The following is an 18,480-nucleotide window of genomic DNA, read 5'->3' on the forward strand; positions in this document are numbered from 1 at the left end:
GACATGAGCGATACGATTGATACTGCTGATAACAACACGAGCACGGCACTGGTGCCGCCGCCGCCGGCACCTGCAGTGGAGCCGGAAGAAGCTGAACGCAAGGTGCCGCTGCCCGCTGAGCGTCAGTCGGAACTGGGTGCCCAGGCCGAAGCCTTCGTAAACGGCGTGATTGAGGCTGAGCCGGAGAGTGAGCCGTTTCGTGCTCACGTCCAGCAGGCGCACCAGTTGGGCAATCAGCAGATGCAGGAGGCCGCACAGGTCTCCAATCGCTTGCTGGACAAACCGGTCCGAGCCATGGATCAGGGGGCTCTATCCGGTGACAGCCACGTCTCACGCTCGCTGCTCGACCTGCGACGCATCGTGGAACAGTTAGATCCGTCGCGTCGAGATAATCTGTTTCAGCCGCGCAAGCTGCTCGGTTTTATTCCCTGGGGCAACCGGCTCCACGACTACTTCAGCGAGTATCAGTCTGCGCAGACGCACCTCGACGCCATCATCAACAGCCTCTATGCCGGCCAGGACGAACTGCGCCGTGACAACGCCGCCATCGACGAGGAGAAGCGCCACCTCTGGGGGATAATGCAGAGCATCGAGGAGCACGTCTACCTGGCCAGGGCCATCGATACACGGCTCGAGCAACGCGTCGACGAGATTGCCGCTCAGAATGAGCACAAGGCGCGGATGGTGCGCGAGGAGATGCTCTTCTATATGCGTCAGAAGGTGCTGGACCTTCAGCAGCAGTTGGGAGTCGCGGTGCAGGGCTACATGGCCCTGGACATGATTCGCAAGAACAATCTGGAGCTGATCAAGGGGGTTGATCGGGCGACCAGCGTGACGGTCTCCGCGCTGCGCACCGCCACCGTGGTGGCGCAGGCACTGACTAACCAGCGCCTGGTGCTGGAGCAGATTCAGGCCCTCAACGAGACGACCGGCAACGTCATTGAAGGCACCAGTGAGATCATGCGAACACAGTCTGCCCAGATCCACGAGCAGGCGGCCAGCAGCACCATCGACATGGATCAACTCACCAATGCGTTCAATAACATCTACGCGACCATGGACGATATGACGGACTTCAAGACCAAGGCGCTAGACAATATGAAGCAGACGGTGGAGTCCCTGGACGGCCAGATCAACAAGGCCCGGGAACGTATGCAGCGCTCCGGAGATGCCCACGCCGCCGCAGCGGAGTGAGAGGCGAGTACAGGTTACGCAGGAAGCGGAATAATCGAGGGGTTTCTACTATGCGCCAACTCATTGTGCTCACCGGACTGACGCTCGGTGCCTCTGCCATTGCCCAGGCAGCGACGGATCAACAGTTGGCCGACGAGGTTGCCGGCCAGTACCAGGCATGCGATAGCAGCGCTGAGTTGATTTTGCCCCTGGCTCGCTCGGGGCTCGATCTCGTGCCGATCTATGCCAATGGCTACGAAGCCGAGACCGCCGACGGCAGCCCTTTCAATGAGCAAGGGCTCGACGTGCTGCTGCGCCAACCGCAGGATCTGCAGGCCCAACTGGCAGCCTATATGGCCTGCGAGACGCCCATCATGCGCCTGACCCAGGGGCAGGCGCTGCTTGCGGCAGCGGCCACGGAGGCGCAGGCGGACAGCGCAATGGTTGCCTTTTATCAGCACGGCTGGTCGGTAGGTGCCGACGAGCTGCGGGTGCATGGCGGCATTGACAGTATGGCGGACCTCAGCGGTAGCACTATCGGCGTCGTCCCTTATGCAGCGGGGCTAGACCTGCTCGCTGAGGCGACCCGCAGCGGCAGGGAACAGGCCGCTGACAGCTGGGAGGTCCCGACGCTGGTCACGGCTGACGCTCCAGCCAAGTGGCTCACCGATGAAGAGGGCGTAGATGCCTTCCTGGTGGACTCGGGCGCGCCTGGCGATGCCTCTGTGCTGCTCTCTTCCCAGTCTGCCAACCGTGCCGTCTCCGGGATCTATGTCGTGCGCCAGGATTATCTCGAGGCCAATCGCGAGACGATCGAGGGCCTTGTGACAGCCTTGTTCAACGCAGAGGAGCAGGTGCGCGAAGATGTCACCACCCAGGTCGTTGACTGGTCCTCCGTGGCGGATCATCTGCTCGGCGATCCCGAGGAGGAGGAAGCCGCGCGGACGTTGTGGCGCCAGGTGCAGACGGTTGGGGTACAGGGGAACGTTGACTGGGCTCGGCAGGATGGAGGTCTGCGCTCTTTTCCTAGACTGAATGCAGAAATCGCCGCCGAGCTTCAGGCGCTGGGATTGCTATCCGAGATCCCGGCATTGACGTTGGCGGAGCTGGACTATGGCACCCTGGCGGAGGGGATCTTCGACCAGCGCCGTGCCGAACTCTCCTCCTTCGACCCGGAGGCCGCGAGGACACTGCTGTCCGAGCAGAGGGAAGGCGGCGATATTGATGGGCAGACTCTGGTCAGGTTCGAAATATATTTCCAGCCCGACCAGGATCATTTCTCGGCCCAGCAGTATGCCGAAGACTTCGCCGAGGTCCTCGACGCTGCGCAGCGCTACGGCGGTGCTCTGCTGACCATCGAAGGGCATGCTGATCCTAGCCTCTTCCTGCAGCGGCGCTCCGCCGGACTGCCGGAGCAGTTGCTCGAGCAGCAACGTGACAACCTGCTGACCTTGAGCGAGGCCCGGGCCGCATCGGTTCGGCGCTCCGTGCTTGCCTTCGCGGATGAGCACGATGTGCGGCTGGACCGCAGTCAGCTGATTAGCGAAGGGCTTGGCATCAGAGATCCTGCCACCGGGCTCTGCGATGGTGAACCCTGTCCGATCTCCACCGACGACGAGCGTGCCGATAACCGTCGCGTGGTGTTCCGTGTGGTAGAGATCGAAGCGGAGAGTGCAGCCTTTACACCACCCACCACCTGGTGATGGTCATGGCAACATGGGAAACCGTCCACTGATGCAGCCGTTCGAGATTGTCCGTGAAGCGGTTGCCGGGATGCTCGGTGCGTTGGGCGTACTGGTCCTGCATTTCGGCATGACCCTGCCGCATTGGCGCCTGCCCGGGCTCGACCTGGCGCTGGCCGGTATTCTGGGGTGTCTAGTGTACGCTGGCATCCGTCTTAGCTGGGCCACGAAGCCGGGCTGGGTCGAACGCCTGCTTGGCATCGAGGTTGATCTGCGCCTGCAGGGCGCCAGCGACACCCCGGATAGCCTGCGGGCAGCGTTGCGTCATACCCTGGACACCGCCGAAAGGCAGGTGACAGAGCCCATGCGCGAGCCGCTGGAACGCATCGACCGGGCCATACATGCCGTACTGGACAGCGATCTTGGCAGCAACGTCGGTCGCCAGGCGCAGTACACCATTGCGGCTACTGTTCGGCGCTATCTCCCGGACACCCTGGAGCGCTATCTCCAGTTGCCCGAGGATGTCGCGCAGGCCCCTATTGGCGACGCGGGCAGAACTGCCCATGACATGGTGCTGGAGCAACTGGACGTGCTGGCCTCCGAAACCGAGGCCATTCTCGAAGACATGCACGCCGGGAAGCTACGTGAGCTGTCTGCCCACGGCCGCTTCCTGGAAGACCGCTTCAATACCGCGGGCAATCTGCTGCGGCAATAGCGCACTATGCGCTGCCTGCGGGCGCTATCAACGGTGCATCGAGTGGCACGCTGGACTGGCGCGCCCGCTGCGGTAAACTGTCAAGCTGATCATGCAAGCGACGCCCAAGACGTCGCCTCCCTTTCATTCAGGAGAATATCCCGCCATGCGCTTTGTTCCCCGTTTTACCGATGGCCAGGAATTTCCTCACGCGCTGGGCAAAATCGTCTGCGTCGGTCGCAATTTCGCCGACCACGCCAAAGAGCTGGACAATCCGATTCCCACCGAGCCGCTGCTGTTCATCAAGCCGTCGACCTGCGCGGTGCCGCTGGACGAGCCGATCGATGCCCCGTTCTCCCGTGGCGATGTGCACTTCGAGACCGAGTTGGCACTGCTGATTGGCGAGCCGTTGACCCATGCCACCGCCTCGGAAGCCGAGCGTGCCGTGGCAGGCATTGGCCTGGCGCTGGACCTGACCCTGCGCGACGTCCAGTCGCAGCTCAAGGAGAAGGGCTACCCGTGGGAGATCGCCAAGAGCTTCGATGGTGCCTGCCCGCTATCGCCATTCCTGGCGCTCAGCCGCGTGCCCAACTGGAGCGCGCTGACCTTCAGCCTGGATATCGACGGTGAGCGAGTGCAGAGCGGTGAAGGCTCCGACATGCTGTTCCCGGTGGCGACCCTGCTGGCCGAGATGAGCCGCCACTTCACGCTGCTGCCCGGCGACGTGGTGCTGACCGGCACACCCCCCGGCGTCGGCGAGCTGCCGCGCGGCGCCGAGCTGCACTTTACGCTGACCGGTGGATTGGAAGTGGCCACCCGGGTCGTCGACTAAGCACGCTCGCAACCGGCCCATACCAATGCGCCCCTGCAGCCTGACTGCAGGGGCGCATTGCGTTGGGTGAGCCGTTCACTCAAGGTAGGTGTAGCCCTGCAGGCCGGCCGAGAGATCGGCGAGGAAGGCTTCGCGCTCTGCGGCGCTGAGCTCGCTGGCATCCAGCTGGCTGGCCAGATGGCGGCGCAGCACCTCGGCGTCGAAATTGACGTGATCGAGCACCTGGGCCACGGTGTCGCCCTGGATGGCATGGGAGAGCACCCAGTCGCCGTTAGCGTCGAGGGCGGCGTCCACCGAGTCGGTATCGCCGAACAGGTTGTGCAGGTCGCCGAGGATCTCCTGGTAGGCGCCGACCAGGAAGAAGCCGAGCAGCTTCTCGTCGCCGTCGCGCCACTCCGGCAGCGGCAGGGTGCTCTCCACCCCCTGGCCGTCGACGTAGCTGTCGATGCGGCCGTCGCTGTCGCAGGTGATGTCCTGGATCACCCCGCGCCGGGTTGGGGCGCGCTCTAGCCCGTTCAGCGGCATTACCGGAAATATCTGCTTGATGCCCCATACATCGGGCAGCGACTGGAACAGCGAGAAGTTGACGAACAGCTTGTCGGCGAGCTTCTCGGCGAGCTCGTCGAGAATCTCGCGGTGGGCGCGGTTACGGCTGTCGAGGCGCGCCTTGAGCCGTGCGCAGGCGGCGAAGTAGACCGCCTCGCCCTCGGCACGGGCGAGCAGTCCGGCCAGACCCAGAACGAAGCGATCCTGCAGCTCGCCCATGGCCTGCACCAGGTCATGGTAGGCCTCGACCAGGCCGCGTGGCTCATGCATATCGGCCAGCCGGCCATGCACGCGCCACAGCTCGTCGATCTGCGGGTCATCGTCGACCTGGCGCACTGGCGCCTGATCGTCGATGCGCTCCTCGCCGATCACATTGGTGATCAGCACCGCGTGGTGGGCGGTCAGCGCGCGGCCCGATTCGCTGATCAGGTGGGGATGCGGCAGTCCCTCGGTCTCGCAGGCCTGGCGGAAGGCCCACACCACGTTGCTGGCGTATTCGCGCATCGAGTAGTTGATCGAGAACTCGCTGCGCGAGCGGGTGCCTTCATAGTCGATGCCCAGGCCGCCGCCGACGTCGACGGTGTCCACCGGTGCGCCGAGTTCGCGCAGGCTCTGATAGAAGCGCGCGCACTCGCGCAGGCCGCGCTGGATATCGCGGATATTGGCGATCTGCGAGCCGAGGTGAAAGTGCACCAGCTGCAGGCTGTTCAGGGCATCGCTGCGCTTGAGCCGCTCGATGACGCCGAGGGTCTGGCTGGCGGTGAGGCCGAACTTGGACTTTTCGCCGCCGGTGTCCTGCCACTTGCCGCGGCCCACCGAGGCGAGCCGGGCACGCAGGCCGATGCGTGGCGTAACACCCAGTGCAGCCGCCTCCTCGAGGATGATGTCGAGCTCTGAATACTTCTCCACCACCAGATAGACCCGGTGGCCGAGCTTTTCGCCCATCAGCGCCAGGCGGATATATTCGCGGTCCTTGTAGCCGTTGCAGACGATCAGCGATGAGCCGTCGCCGGACAGTGCCAGCACCGCCAGCAGCTCGGGCTTGCTGCCGGCCTCGAGGCCGACCCGGCCACGGCCGCGCTCCTGGGTGGCGAGGATCTCCTCGACCACACGCCGCTGCTGGTTGACCTTGATCGGGTAGACCGCGGTATAGCCGCCGGTATAGGCCTCTTCGCGAATCGCCGAATCGAAGGCCGCACACAGCTGCTCGACCCGGTCGTGGAGGATATCGGTGAAGCGGACCAGCACCGGCAGACGCAGCCCCGCCTCGCGCAGCTGGTCGACCAGCGCATCCAGCGGCAGCGCCGGGCCTTCGGCTTCGCTGCCGAGCGGGCGGACCACGGTGTGGCCGCCATCATCGACGTCAAAGTAGCCGCTGCCCCACTGGTCGATGTTGTAGGTGTGGCGCGCCAGGCGTGAAGGCGACGGCGCGCCGGCATCGAGCAGACTCATGCGGGGTGGGTCTCCGGCAGGGCCAGCGCGCCGTGCTGCAGGCGGCTGAGAAGAATGGTACGGAACTGCTCCGGGTCATGGGGCGTCAGGTCGTGGGCCGGTGGATCGACGTAGACCACCAGTAGCCGCGACAGCCAGTAGCGCAGGGCGGTCATGCGCAGCATCATCGGCCACGCGGCACGCTCGCTGTCGGTCAGCGGGCGACGCGCCTGGTAGGCGCGCAGGATGGCGTCGTGACGTTCCGCGTCGAGGCTGCCGTCGGCGTTTACCGCCCAGTCGTTGATGACGATCGCCAGGTCGAACAGCAGGTCGCCGGTGCAGCCGTTGTAGAAGTCGATGATACCGCCTAGCCGCTCGCCGTCGAACAGGGTGTTGTCGCGGAACAGGTCGCCGTGCAGCGCGCCCCGAGGCAGGTCCGGGGCGTCGCCGAAGAAGGCCTGGTAGGCGTCGACCTCATCGCTCATCAGCGCCTGGTCGTCGGCGGAGAGATAGACCAGCACGCGATGGTGCATGGCCACTAGCCAGTGCAGATCGCGGGGGTTGGGGCGATGGCCGTCGAAGTAGCGCGACACGGCGTGCATATGGCCCAGGGCATCGCCCAGCGCTTGGCACTGAACGGTGTTGGGTGACCGGGGATACTTGCCGGGCAGGCGCGGGAACAGCAGCGCCGGCTTGCCGGCCAGGCTCTGCAGGGCGACCCCTTGGCGATCATGCACCGGGCCGGCCACCGGGATGCGGTGGTCGGCGAGATAATCGAGCAGGTCGACGAAGAACGGCAGCTCCGCGTGCTCGCCCTGCTCGAACAGCGTCAATACCAGCGCCTGGCGGTCGGTGGTGACGAAATAGGTGGTGTTCTCGGTGCCGCTGGGCACGCCCTCGAGCTGTGTCAGCGTGCCAACGTCGAAGCGTTGCAGAAACTCTGTGACCTGAGCCTGGCTCAGCGGGGTAAATACGGCCATGTCTCTCTCGCCCGGGGATGCCAAGCGGCATATTGTACCGTCTTGTCAGTGCGATGCACGAAAAGTGTCATCGGCCGGAGCGGGCTCAACGCCCTGTATTGACCCAGTCGGGAACCTCCACGACATCGCCGCTGACGCGGCTGAAATTGCCGTCACCACGCCGATCGAGCAGGTGGTAGCGATCGCCGTCGCGGGTGCGGATCTCGATGGCGTAGAGCTGGCCGTTGACGCGGAATTCGCGCAGGGTGCGGTCCGCCTCCTGGCGTTCGGTGATCTGCGGCTCAGGCGCTGCCTGGGCATGGCCCATGAGGCTGCCGAGCAGCAGGCCCGAGAACAGGACAACCGCCAGCAGAGCGGCGCGGGGCAAGGGAAATAGTGGCATGTGATCTCCTGCCGTGAGCGGCACGATAAGTTGCCTACTTGGACCCCGTGGGGGCGCGGGAATTCACCGCTGCCAGCGAGGCGAAGAGAAATAGCATCTCCACTCCTTGGCAACACGCTAGTATAAGTCTGAGTGGCTGCCTTAGCGAGGGACGCCTGACGCAGCGCGGCGAGCTGCGTATCATGGAGGCATCGCACACGCCCAAGGATTGCTTCGCCATGGCTGCCAGCCCCATCGTCCTCGTCGACGGCTCCTCTTACCTGTATCGCGCCTTCCACGCCCTGCCGCCGCTGACCACCTCCCAGGGCCAGCCCACCGGGGCGGTCAAGGGCGTCCTCAACATGCTCAAGCGGCTGATCAAGGACTACCCGGATAGCCCCATGGCGGTGGTCTTCGACGCCAAGGGCAAGACCTTTCGCGATGAGCTCTATGCCGAGTACAAGGCGCAGCGACCGCCGATGCCCGACGATCTGCGCAGCCAGGTCGAACCGCTGCACGCCTGCGTACGCGCCCTCGGCCTGCCGCTGCTGTGCATCGAGGGGGTAGAGGCCGACGACGTGATCGGTACCCTGGCGCGGCGTGCCACCGAGGCCGGCCGCGACGCGGTGATCTCCACCGGCGACAAGGACATGGCACAGCTGGTCAATGGCCATATCACCCTGGTCAATACCATGAAGGACGAGACCCTCGACCCCGCCGGCGTGGAGCAGAAGTTCGGCCTGCCGCCGTCGCTGATCATCGACTTTCTGGCGCTGATGGGCGACAAGGTCGATAACATCCCCGGCGTGCCGGGGGTCGGCGAGAAGACCGCCCTGGGCCTGCTGCAGGGCGTGGGCGGTGGCCTGGATGCCATCTACGCCGACCTCGACAAGGTCAAGACGCTGGACTTTCGCGGTGCCAAGACGCTGCCCAAGAAGCTCGAGGAGCACCGCGACCAGGCCTTCCTCTCTTACCAACTGGCCACCATCAAGACCGACTGCGAGCTGCCGGTGGGCCTCGACGATCTGGAGATCGCCCACCCCGATCGTGAGGCGCTGCTCGAGCTCTATCGCGAGATGGAGTTCAAGGCCTGGCTATCGGAGTTGCTCGAGGGCAAGGATGAGGGCGTCGACGACGTGGCGGGCGGCACTGCCACCCCCCAGGCGGATACCAGTGAGCCCGCCGCTACCCCTGCCCAGCGCGATGACCAGGTGATCCTCGAGCAGGCCGAGCTGGATGCCTGGCTCGAGCGGCTGCAAAAGGCCGAACGCTTCTGCTTCGACCTCGAGACCACCAGCCTCAACTACATGGAGGCCGAGATCGTCGGTGTAGGGCTGGCCCTGGTGCCCGGCGAAGCCGCCTATATTCCGCTCGCCCACGACTACCTGGATGCTCCGGCCCAGCTCGACCGTGACACGGTGCTGGCGGCGCTCAAGCCGCTCTGGGAGGACCCGGCCAAGGGCAAGATCGGCCAGAACCTCAAGTACGACATCTCGGTGCTGGCCAACTACCAGATCCGCGTGGTCGGGCCGCTGGCCGACACCATGCTCGCCTCCTATGTGCTCAACTCCACCGCCACCCGCCACGACATGGACTCGCTGGCACTCAAGTACCTCGGCGAGAAGACCATCAGCTTCGAGGAGATTGCCGGCAAGGGTGCCAAACAGCTGACCTTCAACCAGATCGCCCTCGAGCAGGCCGCGCCCTACGCCTGCGAGGACGTCGACATTACCCTGCGCCTGCAGCACGAACTGCGCCCGCGCCTCGAGGCCGAAGGCCGCCTCGCCGCGGTGCTCGACGATCTGGAGCTACCGCTGGTGCCGGTGCTGTCGCGCATGGAGCGTACCGGGGTGGCGCTCGACGTGGAGCGGCTGCACGCCCACAGCCAGGTGCTCGCCGAGCGTATCCGCGAGCTCGAGGCCGAGGCCTATGAGCTGGCCGGCCGCGAGTTCAACCTCAGCTCACCCAAGCAGCTCGGCGAGATCCTGTTCGAGGAGCAGAAGATCCCGGTGCTCAAGAAGACCCCCAAGGGCGCGCCCTCCACCGCCGAGGCGGTGCTCGAGGAGCTGGCGCTGGACTACCCGCTGCCCAAGGTGATCATGCAGCACCGCGGCCTGGCCAAGCTCAAGTCGACCTACACCGACAAGCTGCCACGGCTGGTCAATCCGGCCACCAAGCGCTTGCACACCAGCTACCACCAGGCGGTCACCGCCACCGGGCGGCTCTCCTCCTCTGATCCCAATCTGCAGAACATCCCGATTCGCACCGAGGAGGGGCGCAAGATCCGCCAGGCATTCGTGGCGCGCCCCGGCTACCGCATCGTCGCCGCCGACTACTCGCAGATCGAGCTGCGCATCATGGCCCACCTCTCCGAGGACAAGGGCCTGCTCGAGGCCTTCGCCGAGGGCCGCGATATCCACGCTGCTACCGCCGCAGAAGTGTTCGGGGTGGCCCTCGACAAGGTCTCGGGCGACCAGCGGCGCAGCGCCAAGGCGATCAACTTCGGGCTGATCTACGGCATGAGTGCCTGGGGGCTCTCCCGGCAGCTGCATATCGAGCGCAACCAGGCCCAGACCTATATCGACCGCTACTTCGACCGCTACCCCGGGGTGGCGCGCTATATGGATCGTATCCGCGCCCAGGCCGGCGAGGATGGCTACGTCGAGACCGTGCTCGGCCGGCGTCTCTACCTGCCCGAGATCAAGGCCCAGAACCACGCCCGCCGCCAGGCCGCCGAACGCACCGCCATCAACGCCCCGATGCAGGGCACCGCCGCCGATATCATCAAGCGCGCCATGATCGAGGTCGATGCCTGGCTGCAGGGTGACGCCAAGTCCGCCTGCGAATTCGACGCCTGGATGGTCATGCAGGTCCACGATGAGCTGGTGTTCGAGGTCAAGGAGGCCGACGTCGACGGCTTTATCGCCGCGGTCAAGACGCATATGCGCGACGCCGCCGAGCTGCGCGTGCCGCTGATCGTCGAAGCCGAGAGTGGGGCTAACTGGGACGAGGCACATTGATAGCGCCGGGCGAAAAGCGCCCGGCGCTCGGGGCTAGTACTGCAGCACCGTGGCGGTGCGCTGGGGCTCGAGGCTGACCTGTTCGCCGATCTGCCACAGGGTGTGGCTGGGGGTGATGGCGCAGAAGCGCTGGCCGTGCTGCTCGAGCAGGTAGAAACAGTCGTGGCCGCGGAACTCGCGCTCGACCACGGTGGCGCCCTGGCCATCCGGGGCGGTGGCCAGGGCCAGATGCTCGGGGCGCAGCGAGACACGCACCGGGCCGCTGGTGGCCGGGGTGATGGCCACCGGGCCTAGCGCGGTCTGCGCGATCCCACCGTCTGCCTCACCGTCGAGCAGGTTGGTATGGCCGAGAAATTCGGCGACGAAGGCCGTCGCCGGATGCTGATAGACCCGCTCTGGACGGTCGATCTGGATCAGCTTGCCGGCGTGCATCACCCCCACCTGGTCGGCAAAGGAGAGCGCCTCTGCCTGGTCGTGGGTGACCAGGATCACCGAGGTGCCGGCGGCCTTGAACAGCTGGCGAACCTCCTTGCGGGTCGACTCGCGCAGCGCCGCATCGAGGTTGGAGAACGGCTCGTCGAGCAGCACCAGCTGCGGTTCGGCGGCCAGGGTCCTGGCCAGCGCCACGCGCTGCTGTTGCCCACCGGAGAGTTCGTCGGGCATGCGCCCGGCGAGATCGGCCAGGCCGACCATATCGAGCCACTCGCGGGCGCGGGCGGGGCGCTTGGCCTTGGGCAGATGGCGCATGGCAAAGGCCACGTTCTGGCCCAGGCTCATGTGTGGAAACAGAGCGTAATCCTGGAACACGATGCCAATCCGGCGCTGCTGCGGCGGCTGGGAGAGAATGCTCTCGCCGCGCAGCACGATGTCGCCGGCCTCGGGCTGCTCGAAGCCCGCGATCATGCGCAGTGTGGTGCTCTTGCCGCAGCCGCTGGGGCCGAGAAGTGCCAGGATCTCGCCGTTGCCGAGGTCGAATCCAACGTTCTCCACCGCCAGCGGATCCTGCGGCCGGTAGCGCTTGCTCAACCCGCTGACGCTAAGCAACGGCGCGGGCCGCTGAATTGCCGAGGTCTGGGGCGTGGCGCTGAGATTGAGGGTGGTCATCGCTTGCCCTCTTTGGTTAACAGAAAGCCCACCGACAGGCTTGAGAACACCACGATGGCGGCGGCGAAGGGGGCGGCCTCGGCCAGCATGCCCTCGGAGGTGCGGGTAAATACCGTGACCGCCAGGGTGGTGTAGCCGGTCGGTGCCAGCAAGAAGGTGATAGGCAGCTCTTTCATGCAGAGTACGAAGACCAGTGCGATGCCAGCCAGGATGCCGCGGCGTAGCCGCGGAAAGATTACCCGCAGGAAGGTGCTCAGCGGGCCGTGCCCCAGCGAGTGGGCGGCCTCTTCCATATTGGGGCGGGTCTGCATCAGCGCGCTGCGTATCGGCCCCAGGGCAAGGGCCAGCGAGGCCATCGCCCAGGTCACGATCAGCAGGGTCAGGGTCTGGTAGAGGAAAGGGGCGGTGCGCAGCGAGAAAAACACCATCGCCAGCGCCAGAGTCAGCGGCGGAATCGCGTAGCCGATATAGGCCGAACGCTCGATCAGCGTCGCCGCGGTGGAGCGGTAGCGCACCGTGAGATAGGCGATCGGCAGGGCGAACGCCGCCGAGAGCAAGGCGGCAGGCAGCGCCGCGCCCGCCGAGCGCAGGAAGGTCCCCGGCACACGGGCGAAGAAGCTCAGATCCGGCGGCGCCAGCAGCAGCCAGTAGCTGAGGATCAGCGTCGGCAGGCCCACCGAGGCGCCGAACACCACCAGCAGGAAGAGGTAGGCCGGCCAGCGCAGGCGGCCGAGGCGCATGGGCTTGACCGGCCGTGCCACGCCGGTACCCACCCGCGCCAGCTTGCGCTTGACCACCAGGCTGTCGAGCATCACGAAACTCGCCGCTACCGCCAGCAGCATGATCGACAGCCAGGCGGCGTAGATGCGGTCGAAGGCACCGGAATATTGGGTATAGATGGCGTAGCTGAAGGCTTCGTAGCGCATCAGCGCCACGGCACCGAAGTCACCCAGTACGTAGAGCGTGATCACCAGCCAGCCGGCCATTAGCGCAGGTGCCAGGTGGGGCAGGATGATCTTGAAAAAGATCTCGCGATTGCCGTAGCCGAGGCTTCTGGCGCTCTCTTCGAGGTTGCCGTCCAGGCCGGCCAGGGTGGCGCGAAGATTGAGAAACAGATAGGGGAAGGTATATAGCGACAGCGCCAGCATGGCGCCGAAGTAGCCCTCGATGCGCGGCAGCTGCACGCCGGTGAGCTGTGCCAGCACCCCGTAGTTGCCGCCCAGGCCAATCAAGGCATAGGCCATGACGTAGCCGGGTACCGCCAGCGGGATCACCCCGAGAATGGTCAGTAGGCGCTTGAAGCGGATATCGGTGCGTACGACCAGCCAGGCCAGCGGCAGTGCCATCAGGGTGGTCATGGCGACGACGCCGGCGGCCAGCGCCAGGGTGTTGAGCAACAGGTCGAGGTTGCGCTGACGCAGCACCAGCTGGCTGAGCAGGGCCGGGTCGGCCTCGAAGGCGCGCAGGCCGAGGTAGAATAGCGGCACCAGCATCGCCCCGGCCACCACCAGCGATGGCAGCAGAATATACAGCGGCACGCGCCGCCCCCGGCCTCTCGGCAGGGGGCGGCGGGCAGCGGGGCTGGCAAGCTCGGCGCTTTGGCTCATCGTCTCTCGCTGTTCAAGTCACGACCGATATTGGCCGCTATCAAAAACGCACGGGACCAGGGTGGCAGTGCCACCCTGGTCCCGACTCGCCTGATTGGCGACGCTTGGCCTTACAGAAGCTCGGCGTCGCGCAGCAGGTTCAGTGTGCCTTCGAGATCTTCCAGATCATCCAGATCGATCTGCGGGCTGACCTCAAGCAGGCGGTCGAAATCCTCGAGTTCCGGGTTCTGGATCACGTCGCGGGTCACCGGGTACTCATACACATTGCCGGTGAAGTACTGCTGTGCGGCCGGCGACAGCAGGAAGCGTACAAACTCCATGGCTGCCTCCTTGTTGTCGCTGCTCTCCAGCACCGCGATGCCGGCGACGTTGACCAGGTTGCCGATATCGCCTTCGGCGAAGAAGGCTTGCTCTACCGGGAAGTCCTCATCGGTAGCCAGGAACCGCGGCAAATAATAATTGTTTACCAGCCCGAAGTCGATTTCTCCGTCGGCGATGCCCTGCACCTGTGTGGTGTTATTGCGGAACGTCACGGCGCCGTTGTCGCGCATGCCTTCGAGCCACTCCTGGGTACGCTCATCGCCGTGCTCAACGCGCATCGCGGTGATAAACGACTGGAAGGAGCCGTTGGTGGGCGCCCAGCCGACGCGGCCTTCATAGCGCTCGTCGGTAAGATCGAACACGCTTTCCGGGTACTCTTCTTCGCTGACGCGTTCCGGCGAGTAGGCGAATACCCGGGCACGACCGCTGGCGGCGACCCAGTTGCCGGTCTCGCTGGTGTAGATGCCGGGCAGGCCCTCGTAGATGTCATCGGGCAGCTCGGCGAGCAGGCCGGCCTGGCTGATGGCGCCCATGGCACCGGCGTCCTGGCCCCAGTAGAGGTCGGCGGGAGAGCGCTCGCCCTCCTCCTGCAGCAGCACCGCCAGCTGGGCGGTATCGCCGTAGCGAACGTTGACGTTGATGCCGGTATTTTTCTCGAACTGGTTGATGATCGGCTCGACCATCGACTCGCCGCGGCCTGAATAGAGCGTCAGGTCGGCGGCGGCCAGGGGGGCGGCCAGCAGCGTGGTGACTAGCGTGGCGGAGGCGATGAAGGTCTTTTGCATGGCGATGTCCCGTTATATTGCTTGGGGGATGAGAAAAATCTCTGTACACGATAGCAAGAAATAATCTCATTGCAAATGATAATGATACGCACAAGTTTTCAGAAGGTGCTGCGCGCCAAGCGCCTGGTGCCGTGGGGCCGAGGTTCTCTACACTGGGGGCTCCGACGAAAGGGGAGTCGAGCATGACCGATGTCGCCGCCGTGCAGGCGCTGGAGAGATGGCGCGAGCAGCTTGCCGCGCAGCGCTGGCGGGGTTTGCTATGGATCGCCGCCAGCCCTGAGCAGTGCTTGGGTCGAGCGTTGGCGATCTGGCGTCAAGACTCGACGCGGGCGCTGTGGATCGCACCGCAGCGGCCCGCCGAGGTTGCCGAATCGGCCTGGCTGCCGGCCGGCAAGGCGCGCACCCGGCTTGGTGGCGAGCAAACGCTGGTGGTGTTCGATGCCGTCTCGGCGGGTGCCGGCTTTGACCCTGACGCCTTCGGCGCCCTTAGTGGCACTCTGGTGGCCGGCGGCGTGCTGGTGTTGCTCACGCCACCGGACTGGGGAGCCCGGCCGGATGCCGACTATCAGCGCCTCGCCGACCATCCGCATCGGTCGGTCCACCTGGCGTCGCGCTATCTGCAGCGTCTGGCGCGGATGCTCGGAGCCGCGACGGATACCGCCCACTGGCCGGCCAACGGTGACTTGGTACTGCCCTCCCTTGCGTCGCCTGGCGAACATGCCAGCGGCGCTTGCGAGGATCCTGCCTGCGCCACCCAGGATCAGGCCCAGGCGGTGGCACGCCTTATGCGGCTGCGTCGCCGCCGGCCGCTGGTGATCAGCGCCGATCGTGGCCGCGGCAAGAGCGCAGCGCTGGGTATCGCCTGTGCACGCTGGCTGGCCCGGGGGGAGCGCGAGATACTGGTCACTGCGCCGCGGCCGGCGGCGGTGGAGACGCTGTTCGAGCACCTCCAGCGTCACTGCCCCGGCGCTCGGCGCGATGGCCAGGTGGTCAGCCTGCTGCGTGACGGCCAGACCCAGCGGGTATGCTTCATGGCCCCTGACGCACTGGCCGAGCGGGGCGGAGGGGCGGGGAGTCTGCTGCTGGTGGATGAAGCCGCTGCGATTCCCGCGGCGCTGCTGGCCGACTGGCTGGCGCGCTTTCCGCGCATCGTTTTTGCCACCACCGTGCACGGCTATGAAGGCTCGGGACGCGGCTTTGCGCTGCGTTTTCTGCCGCACCTGCAGCGCCACGCCCCGGACTGGCGATCCTGCACGCTGACGACGCCGATCCGCTGGGCCGATGGCGACCCGCTCGAGGCGCTGACCCGGCGGCTGCTGCTGCTCGACGCCGAGCCCCGGCCCGCGTTGCCGACGTCGGGCGATGCGCCACCGGTGCTGAGACGCTGGCGACGGGTGGCGCTAGCGTCGGACGAGTCGCGACTCAGCGTGATATTCGGGCTTCTGGTCCAGGCCCACTACCGTACCCAGCCCAGCGACCTGCGCCGCCTGTTGGATGGCCCCGGGGTGTCGATCACGACCCTCGAGCGCGGCGACAGCAGCCTGGCGGTGGCGCTATGCTGCGAGGAGGGCGGCTTCTCCGCCGAGCTGGCCGAGCGCGTGGCCCGCGGCGAGCGCCGCCCGCGCGGTCACCTGCTGGCCCAGTCGCTGGCCGCCCACGCCGGCAGCCGCCGCGCCTTGACCTCGCGAGTGCGACGCATCATGCGCATTGCGGTGCACGCCGACGCGCGCCGCCAAGGCCATGGTCAGCAGCTGCTGGCCGCCGAGATCGAGCGCGCCCGCCACGACGGCATCGACCTGCTCGGTGCCAGCTTCGGGGCCGATCCCGAACTGATGGCCTTCTGGCATGCGATGGGGTTCCGCGCGGTTCGGCTTGGCTTGAGCCGCGAAACCGCCACGGGCGAGCATGCGCTGATGGTGGTAATGCCGGTCAGCGAGGCGGGTCAGGCGCTGAGTGCCAGCCTTGTGGAGCGTTTTCATCGCCTGCTGCCGACCCTGCTGATCTATGAGCTGAAGCGCCTGTCGCCGACGGTGGTCGTGGCGCTGCTGGCCGAGGGCCAGGCGCCGCCGCTCAGTGCAGAACAGTGCCGTGACCTCGACGATGTGACCCTGGGGCGGCGTGAGCTGGCGCTGGTGCGCCCGGCACTGCAGCAGCTGGTGCGTCGTGGCCTGGCCGGTGGTGCTCCCCATGACGACGACGCCTGGCTGCTGGTGGCCTGGTTGTTCCAGGCCCGCAGCAGCGCCTGGCTGGCCGACCGGCTGGCGCTTGGCGGGCGACGCGAGGTAGAGGCGCGCCTGCGTGAGGCGCTGACCCGCTGGCGAGCTTGGGCCGGGTGATGGCCGTCATTGGAACGAGGGCCGCCTAGGGCCAAGCTTTCCCTGGCGGCGAGCGGCCGGTAAGGTAATGCGGTTATCCCTCATATAGAACTATCATGAACGCACATCTTGATCAGCTGGCACCGCAGGCGGTGTGGCAGCACTTCCGTACGCTGTGCAATACTCCGCGTCCGTCGGGCCACGAGGCCGCGCTGGTGGCGATCCTCGAAGCCTGGGCCGAGGCCCGTGGCCTGGCCCATGATCGCGACGCCTACGGCAACCTGCGGCTCAGGAAAGCCGCCTCGCCGGGCTGTGAGGCGGCTCCCGGGGTGATCCTGCAGGGCCATCTCGATATGGTCGCCCAGGCCAATGCCGACCACCCCCACGACTTTACTCGCGACCCCCTCGACACCTACGTCGAAGATGGCTGGCTGCGTGCTCGCGGCACGACGCTAGGGGCCGATAACGGTCTGGGCGTGGCGGCGGCGCTAGCGATTCTCGGCGACGATTCGCTGGTGCATGGCCCGCTCGAAGCGCTGTTCACCCTCGAGGAGGAGACCTCGATGGGCGGCGCCCTGAACCTCGCCGAGGGTTGGCTGGAGGGGCAGCTGCTGATCAACCTCGACTCCGAGGATCGTGGTGAGGTCTATATCGGCTGCGCCGGCGGCGCCGATGTGGTGGTCGAGGCGCAACTGCCGACCAGCGCACTGAGCGCTGAGGAGCGCCCCTATCGGCTAGCGCTAACCGGTCTCCGCGGCGGCCACTCGGGGATCGATATCGGCACCGGACGCGGCAACGCCAACCGGCTGATGATGCGGGTCCTGCGGGCGTTGGCGCCCAGCGGCGCCAGGCTGGTCGACTACCAGGGCGGCACCCTGCGCAATGCGTTGCCACGGGAAGCCTTTGCCACCCTGGCGCTGGCCGAGGAGGAGCTGGCGACGGCCCAGGCGTGCCTGAGTGCGCTGGAGTCTGAGCTGCGCAACGAGCTGGCCGGGGTCGATGAGGCGCTTACGCTCAGCCTGTCGGCGAGCGATGAGGTGGCCGGCGAGGCACTGACCCTCACCGCCAGTCATCTGCTGGTCGATGCGCTGCATGCCGCGCCCTGCGGCATCGAGCGAATGAGCACCGAGGTGCCTGGCGTGGTCGAGACGTCCAACAATCTTGGCGTGGTGACACTCGGCGAAGGGCGTTTTCGGCTGTGTGCTCTGGTGCGCTCGCTGCGCGACAGTGCGACCCATGACATGGCCGACCGCTTCAGCGCGCTGTTCGGCCTGATTGGCGCCCGCACCCGGGTCGAGAATGCCTATCCGGGCTGGGCGCCGGCGCCGCACAGCCCGCTGCTGGAGTGCTTCAAGCGCCTACACCACGCACAGCTAGGGAAAGAGCCGGAGGTCAAGGTGATTCATGCCGGCCTCGAATGCGGCATCCTCGGCGGCAAGTATCCGCATCTCGAGATGATCTCCTTCGGGCCGCAGATTCGCGGCGCCCATTCGCCCGACGAACGCGTCGAGATCGACTCGGTTGATGAGTTCTGGCAGCTGCTGCGCGGGCTCGTCGAAGCGCTGGCCACGCCCGCCAAGCCCTGATAACGCCAACGGCCGCCCGAAGGCGGCCGCTGGCTGTTGCATT

General features: G+C 66.2%; 13 protein-coding genes. 7 read left to right on the top strand and 6 right to left on the bottom strand.

Annotated features, from left to right (window positions below; all coding sequences use genetic code 11):
* Positions 1–3: 3 nt before the first annotated feature.
* From IEI94_RS06590 to IEI94_RS06605, 4 genes are all read left to right on the top strand, one after another.
* Complete coding sequence (locus IEI94_RS06590) at positions 4–1,194, top strand: toxic anion resistance protein (RefSeq protein WP_191166508.1); 1,191 nt, start codon at positions 4–6, stop codon at positions 1,192–1,194.
* A 50-nt stretch (positions 1,195–1,244) separates the two neighbouring features.
* On the top strand, positions 1,245–2,876 hold the full coding sequence (locus tag IEI94_RS06595) for a hypothetical protein (protein WP_191166509.1): 1,632 nt from the start codon (positions 1,245–1,247) through the stop codon (positions 2,874–2,876).
* A 13-nt stretch (positions 2,877–2,889) separates the two neighbouring features.
* Positions 2,890–3,570: a hypothetical protein gene (locus tag IEI94_RS06600; protein ID WP_191166510.1), complete on the top strand. Its 681-nt coding sequence runs from the start codon at positions 2,890–2,892 to the stop codon at positions 3,568–3,570.
* A gap of 145 nt (positions 3,571–3,715) precedes the next feature.
* Positions 3,716–4,381: a fumarylacetoacetate hydrolase family protein gene (locus tag IEI94_RS06605; RefSeq protein ID WP_191166511.1), complete on the top strand. Its 666-nt coding sequence runs from the start codon at positions 3,716–3,718 to the stop codon at positions 4,379–4,381.
* Between the two features lie 75 nt (positions 4,382–4,456).
* On the opposite strand, the gene speA is transcribed toward IEI94_RS06605, so the two are convergent.
* The 3 genes from speA to IEI94_RS06620 form a co-directional block, all read right to left on the bottom strand.
* Positions 4,457–6,379, bottom strand: a complete 1,923-nt coding sequence (gene speA / locus IEI94_RS06610; RefSeq protein ID WP_191166512.1) for a biosynthetic arginine decarboxylase — start codon at positions 6,377–6,379, stop codon at positions 4,457–4,459.
* On the bottom strand, positions 6,376–7,338 hold the full coding sequence (locus tag IEI94_RS06615) for a homoserine kinase (RefSeq protein WP_191166513.1): 963 nt from the start codon (positions 7,336–7,338) through the stop codon (positions 6,376–6,378). The genes speA and IEI94_RS06615 overlap by 4 nt, the downstream gene beginning before the upstream one ends.
* A gap of 85 nt (positions 7,339–7,423) precedes the next feature.
* Complete coding sequence (locus IEI94_RS06620; RefSeq protein WP_191166514.1) at positions 7,424–7,720, bottom strand: DUF2782 domain-containing protein; 297 nt, start codon at positions 7,718–7,720, stop codon at positions 7,424–7,426.
* A 218-nt stretch (positions 7,721–7,938) separates the two neighbouring features.
* On the opposite strand from IEI94_RS06620, the gene polA reads away from it, so the two are divergent.
* Positions 7,939–10,719: a DNA polymerase I gene (polA, locus tag IEI94_RS06625; protein ID WP_191166515.1), complete on the top strand. Its 2,781-nt coding sequence runs from the start codon at positions 7,939–7,941 to the stop codon at positions 10,717–10,719.
* Positions 10,720–10,752: 33 nt separating this feature from the next.
* Here polA and IEI94_RS06630 read toward each other — a convergent pair whose 3' ends face one another.
* The 3 genes from IEI94_RS06630 to IEI94_RS06640 form a co-directional block, all read right to left on the bottom strand.
* The gene (locus tag IEI94_RS06630; protein WP_191166516.1) at positions 10,753–11,823 is read right to left on the bottom strand and encodes an ABC transporter ATP-binding protein; all 1,071 of its coding nucleotides are present in this window, start codon (positions 11,821–11,823) and stop codon (positions 10,753–10,755) included.
* Complete coding sequence (locus IEI94_RS06635; RefSeq protein WP_224749966.1) at positions 11,820–13,430, bottom strand: ABC transporter permease; 1,611 nt, start codon at positions 13,428–13,430, stop codon at positions 11,820–11,822. Before IEI94_RS06635 ends, IEI94_RS06630 begins: the two co-directional genes overlap by 4 nt.
* 110 nt (positions 13,431–13,540) lie before the next feature.
* A complete protein-coding gene (locus IEI94_RS06640) occupies positions 13,541–14,536 on the bottom strand; it encodes an iron ABC transporter substrate-binding protein (protein WP_191166517.1) in 996 nt (331 codons plus the stop codon).
* Between the two features lie 182 nt (positions 14,537–14,718).
* Between IEI94_RS06640 and IEI94_RS06645 the strand changes: the two genes are divergently transcribed.
* Both IEI94_RS06645 and IEI94_RS06650 read left to right on the top strand, forming a co-directional pair.
* Positions 14,719–16,872 carry a tRNA(Met) cytidine acetyltransferase TmcA gene (locus tag IEI94_RS06645; RefSeq protein ID WP_191166518.1) on the top strand — a complete coding sequence of 718 codons (2,154 nt, stop codon included), beginning with the start codon at positions 14,719–14,721 and terminating at the stop codon, positions 16,870–16,872.
* Between the two features lie 95 nt (positions 16,873–16,967).
* Positions 16,968–18,437, top strand: coding sequence for an aminoacyl-histidine dipeptidase (locus IEI94_RS06650; RefSeq protein ID WP_191166519.1), 1,470 nt, complete (start codon positions 16,968–16,970; stop codon positions 18,435–18,437).
* Positions 18,438–18,480: the final 43 nt, after the last annotated feature.

The organism is Halomonas sp. ML-15 (assembly GCF_014779595.1).
In the GTDB taxonomy this organism is placed as follows: domain Bacteria; phylum Pseudomonadota; class Gammaproteobacteria; order Pseudomonadales; family Halomonadaceae; genus Franzmannia.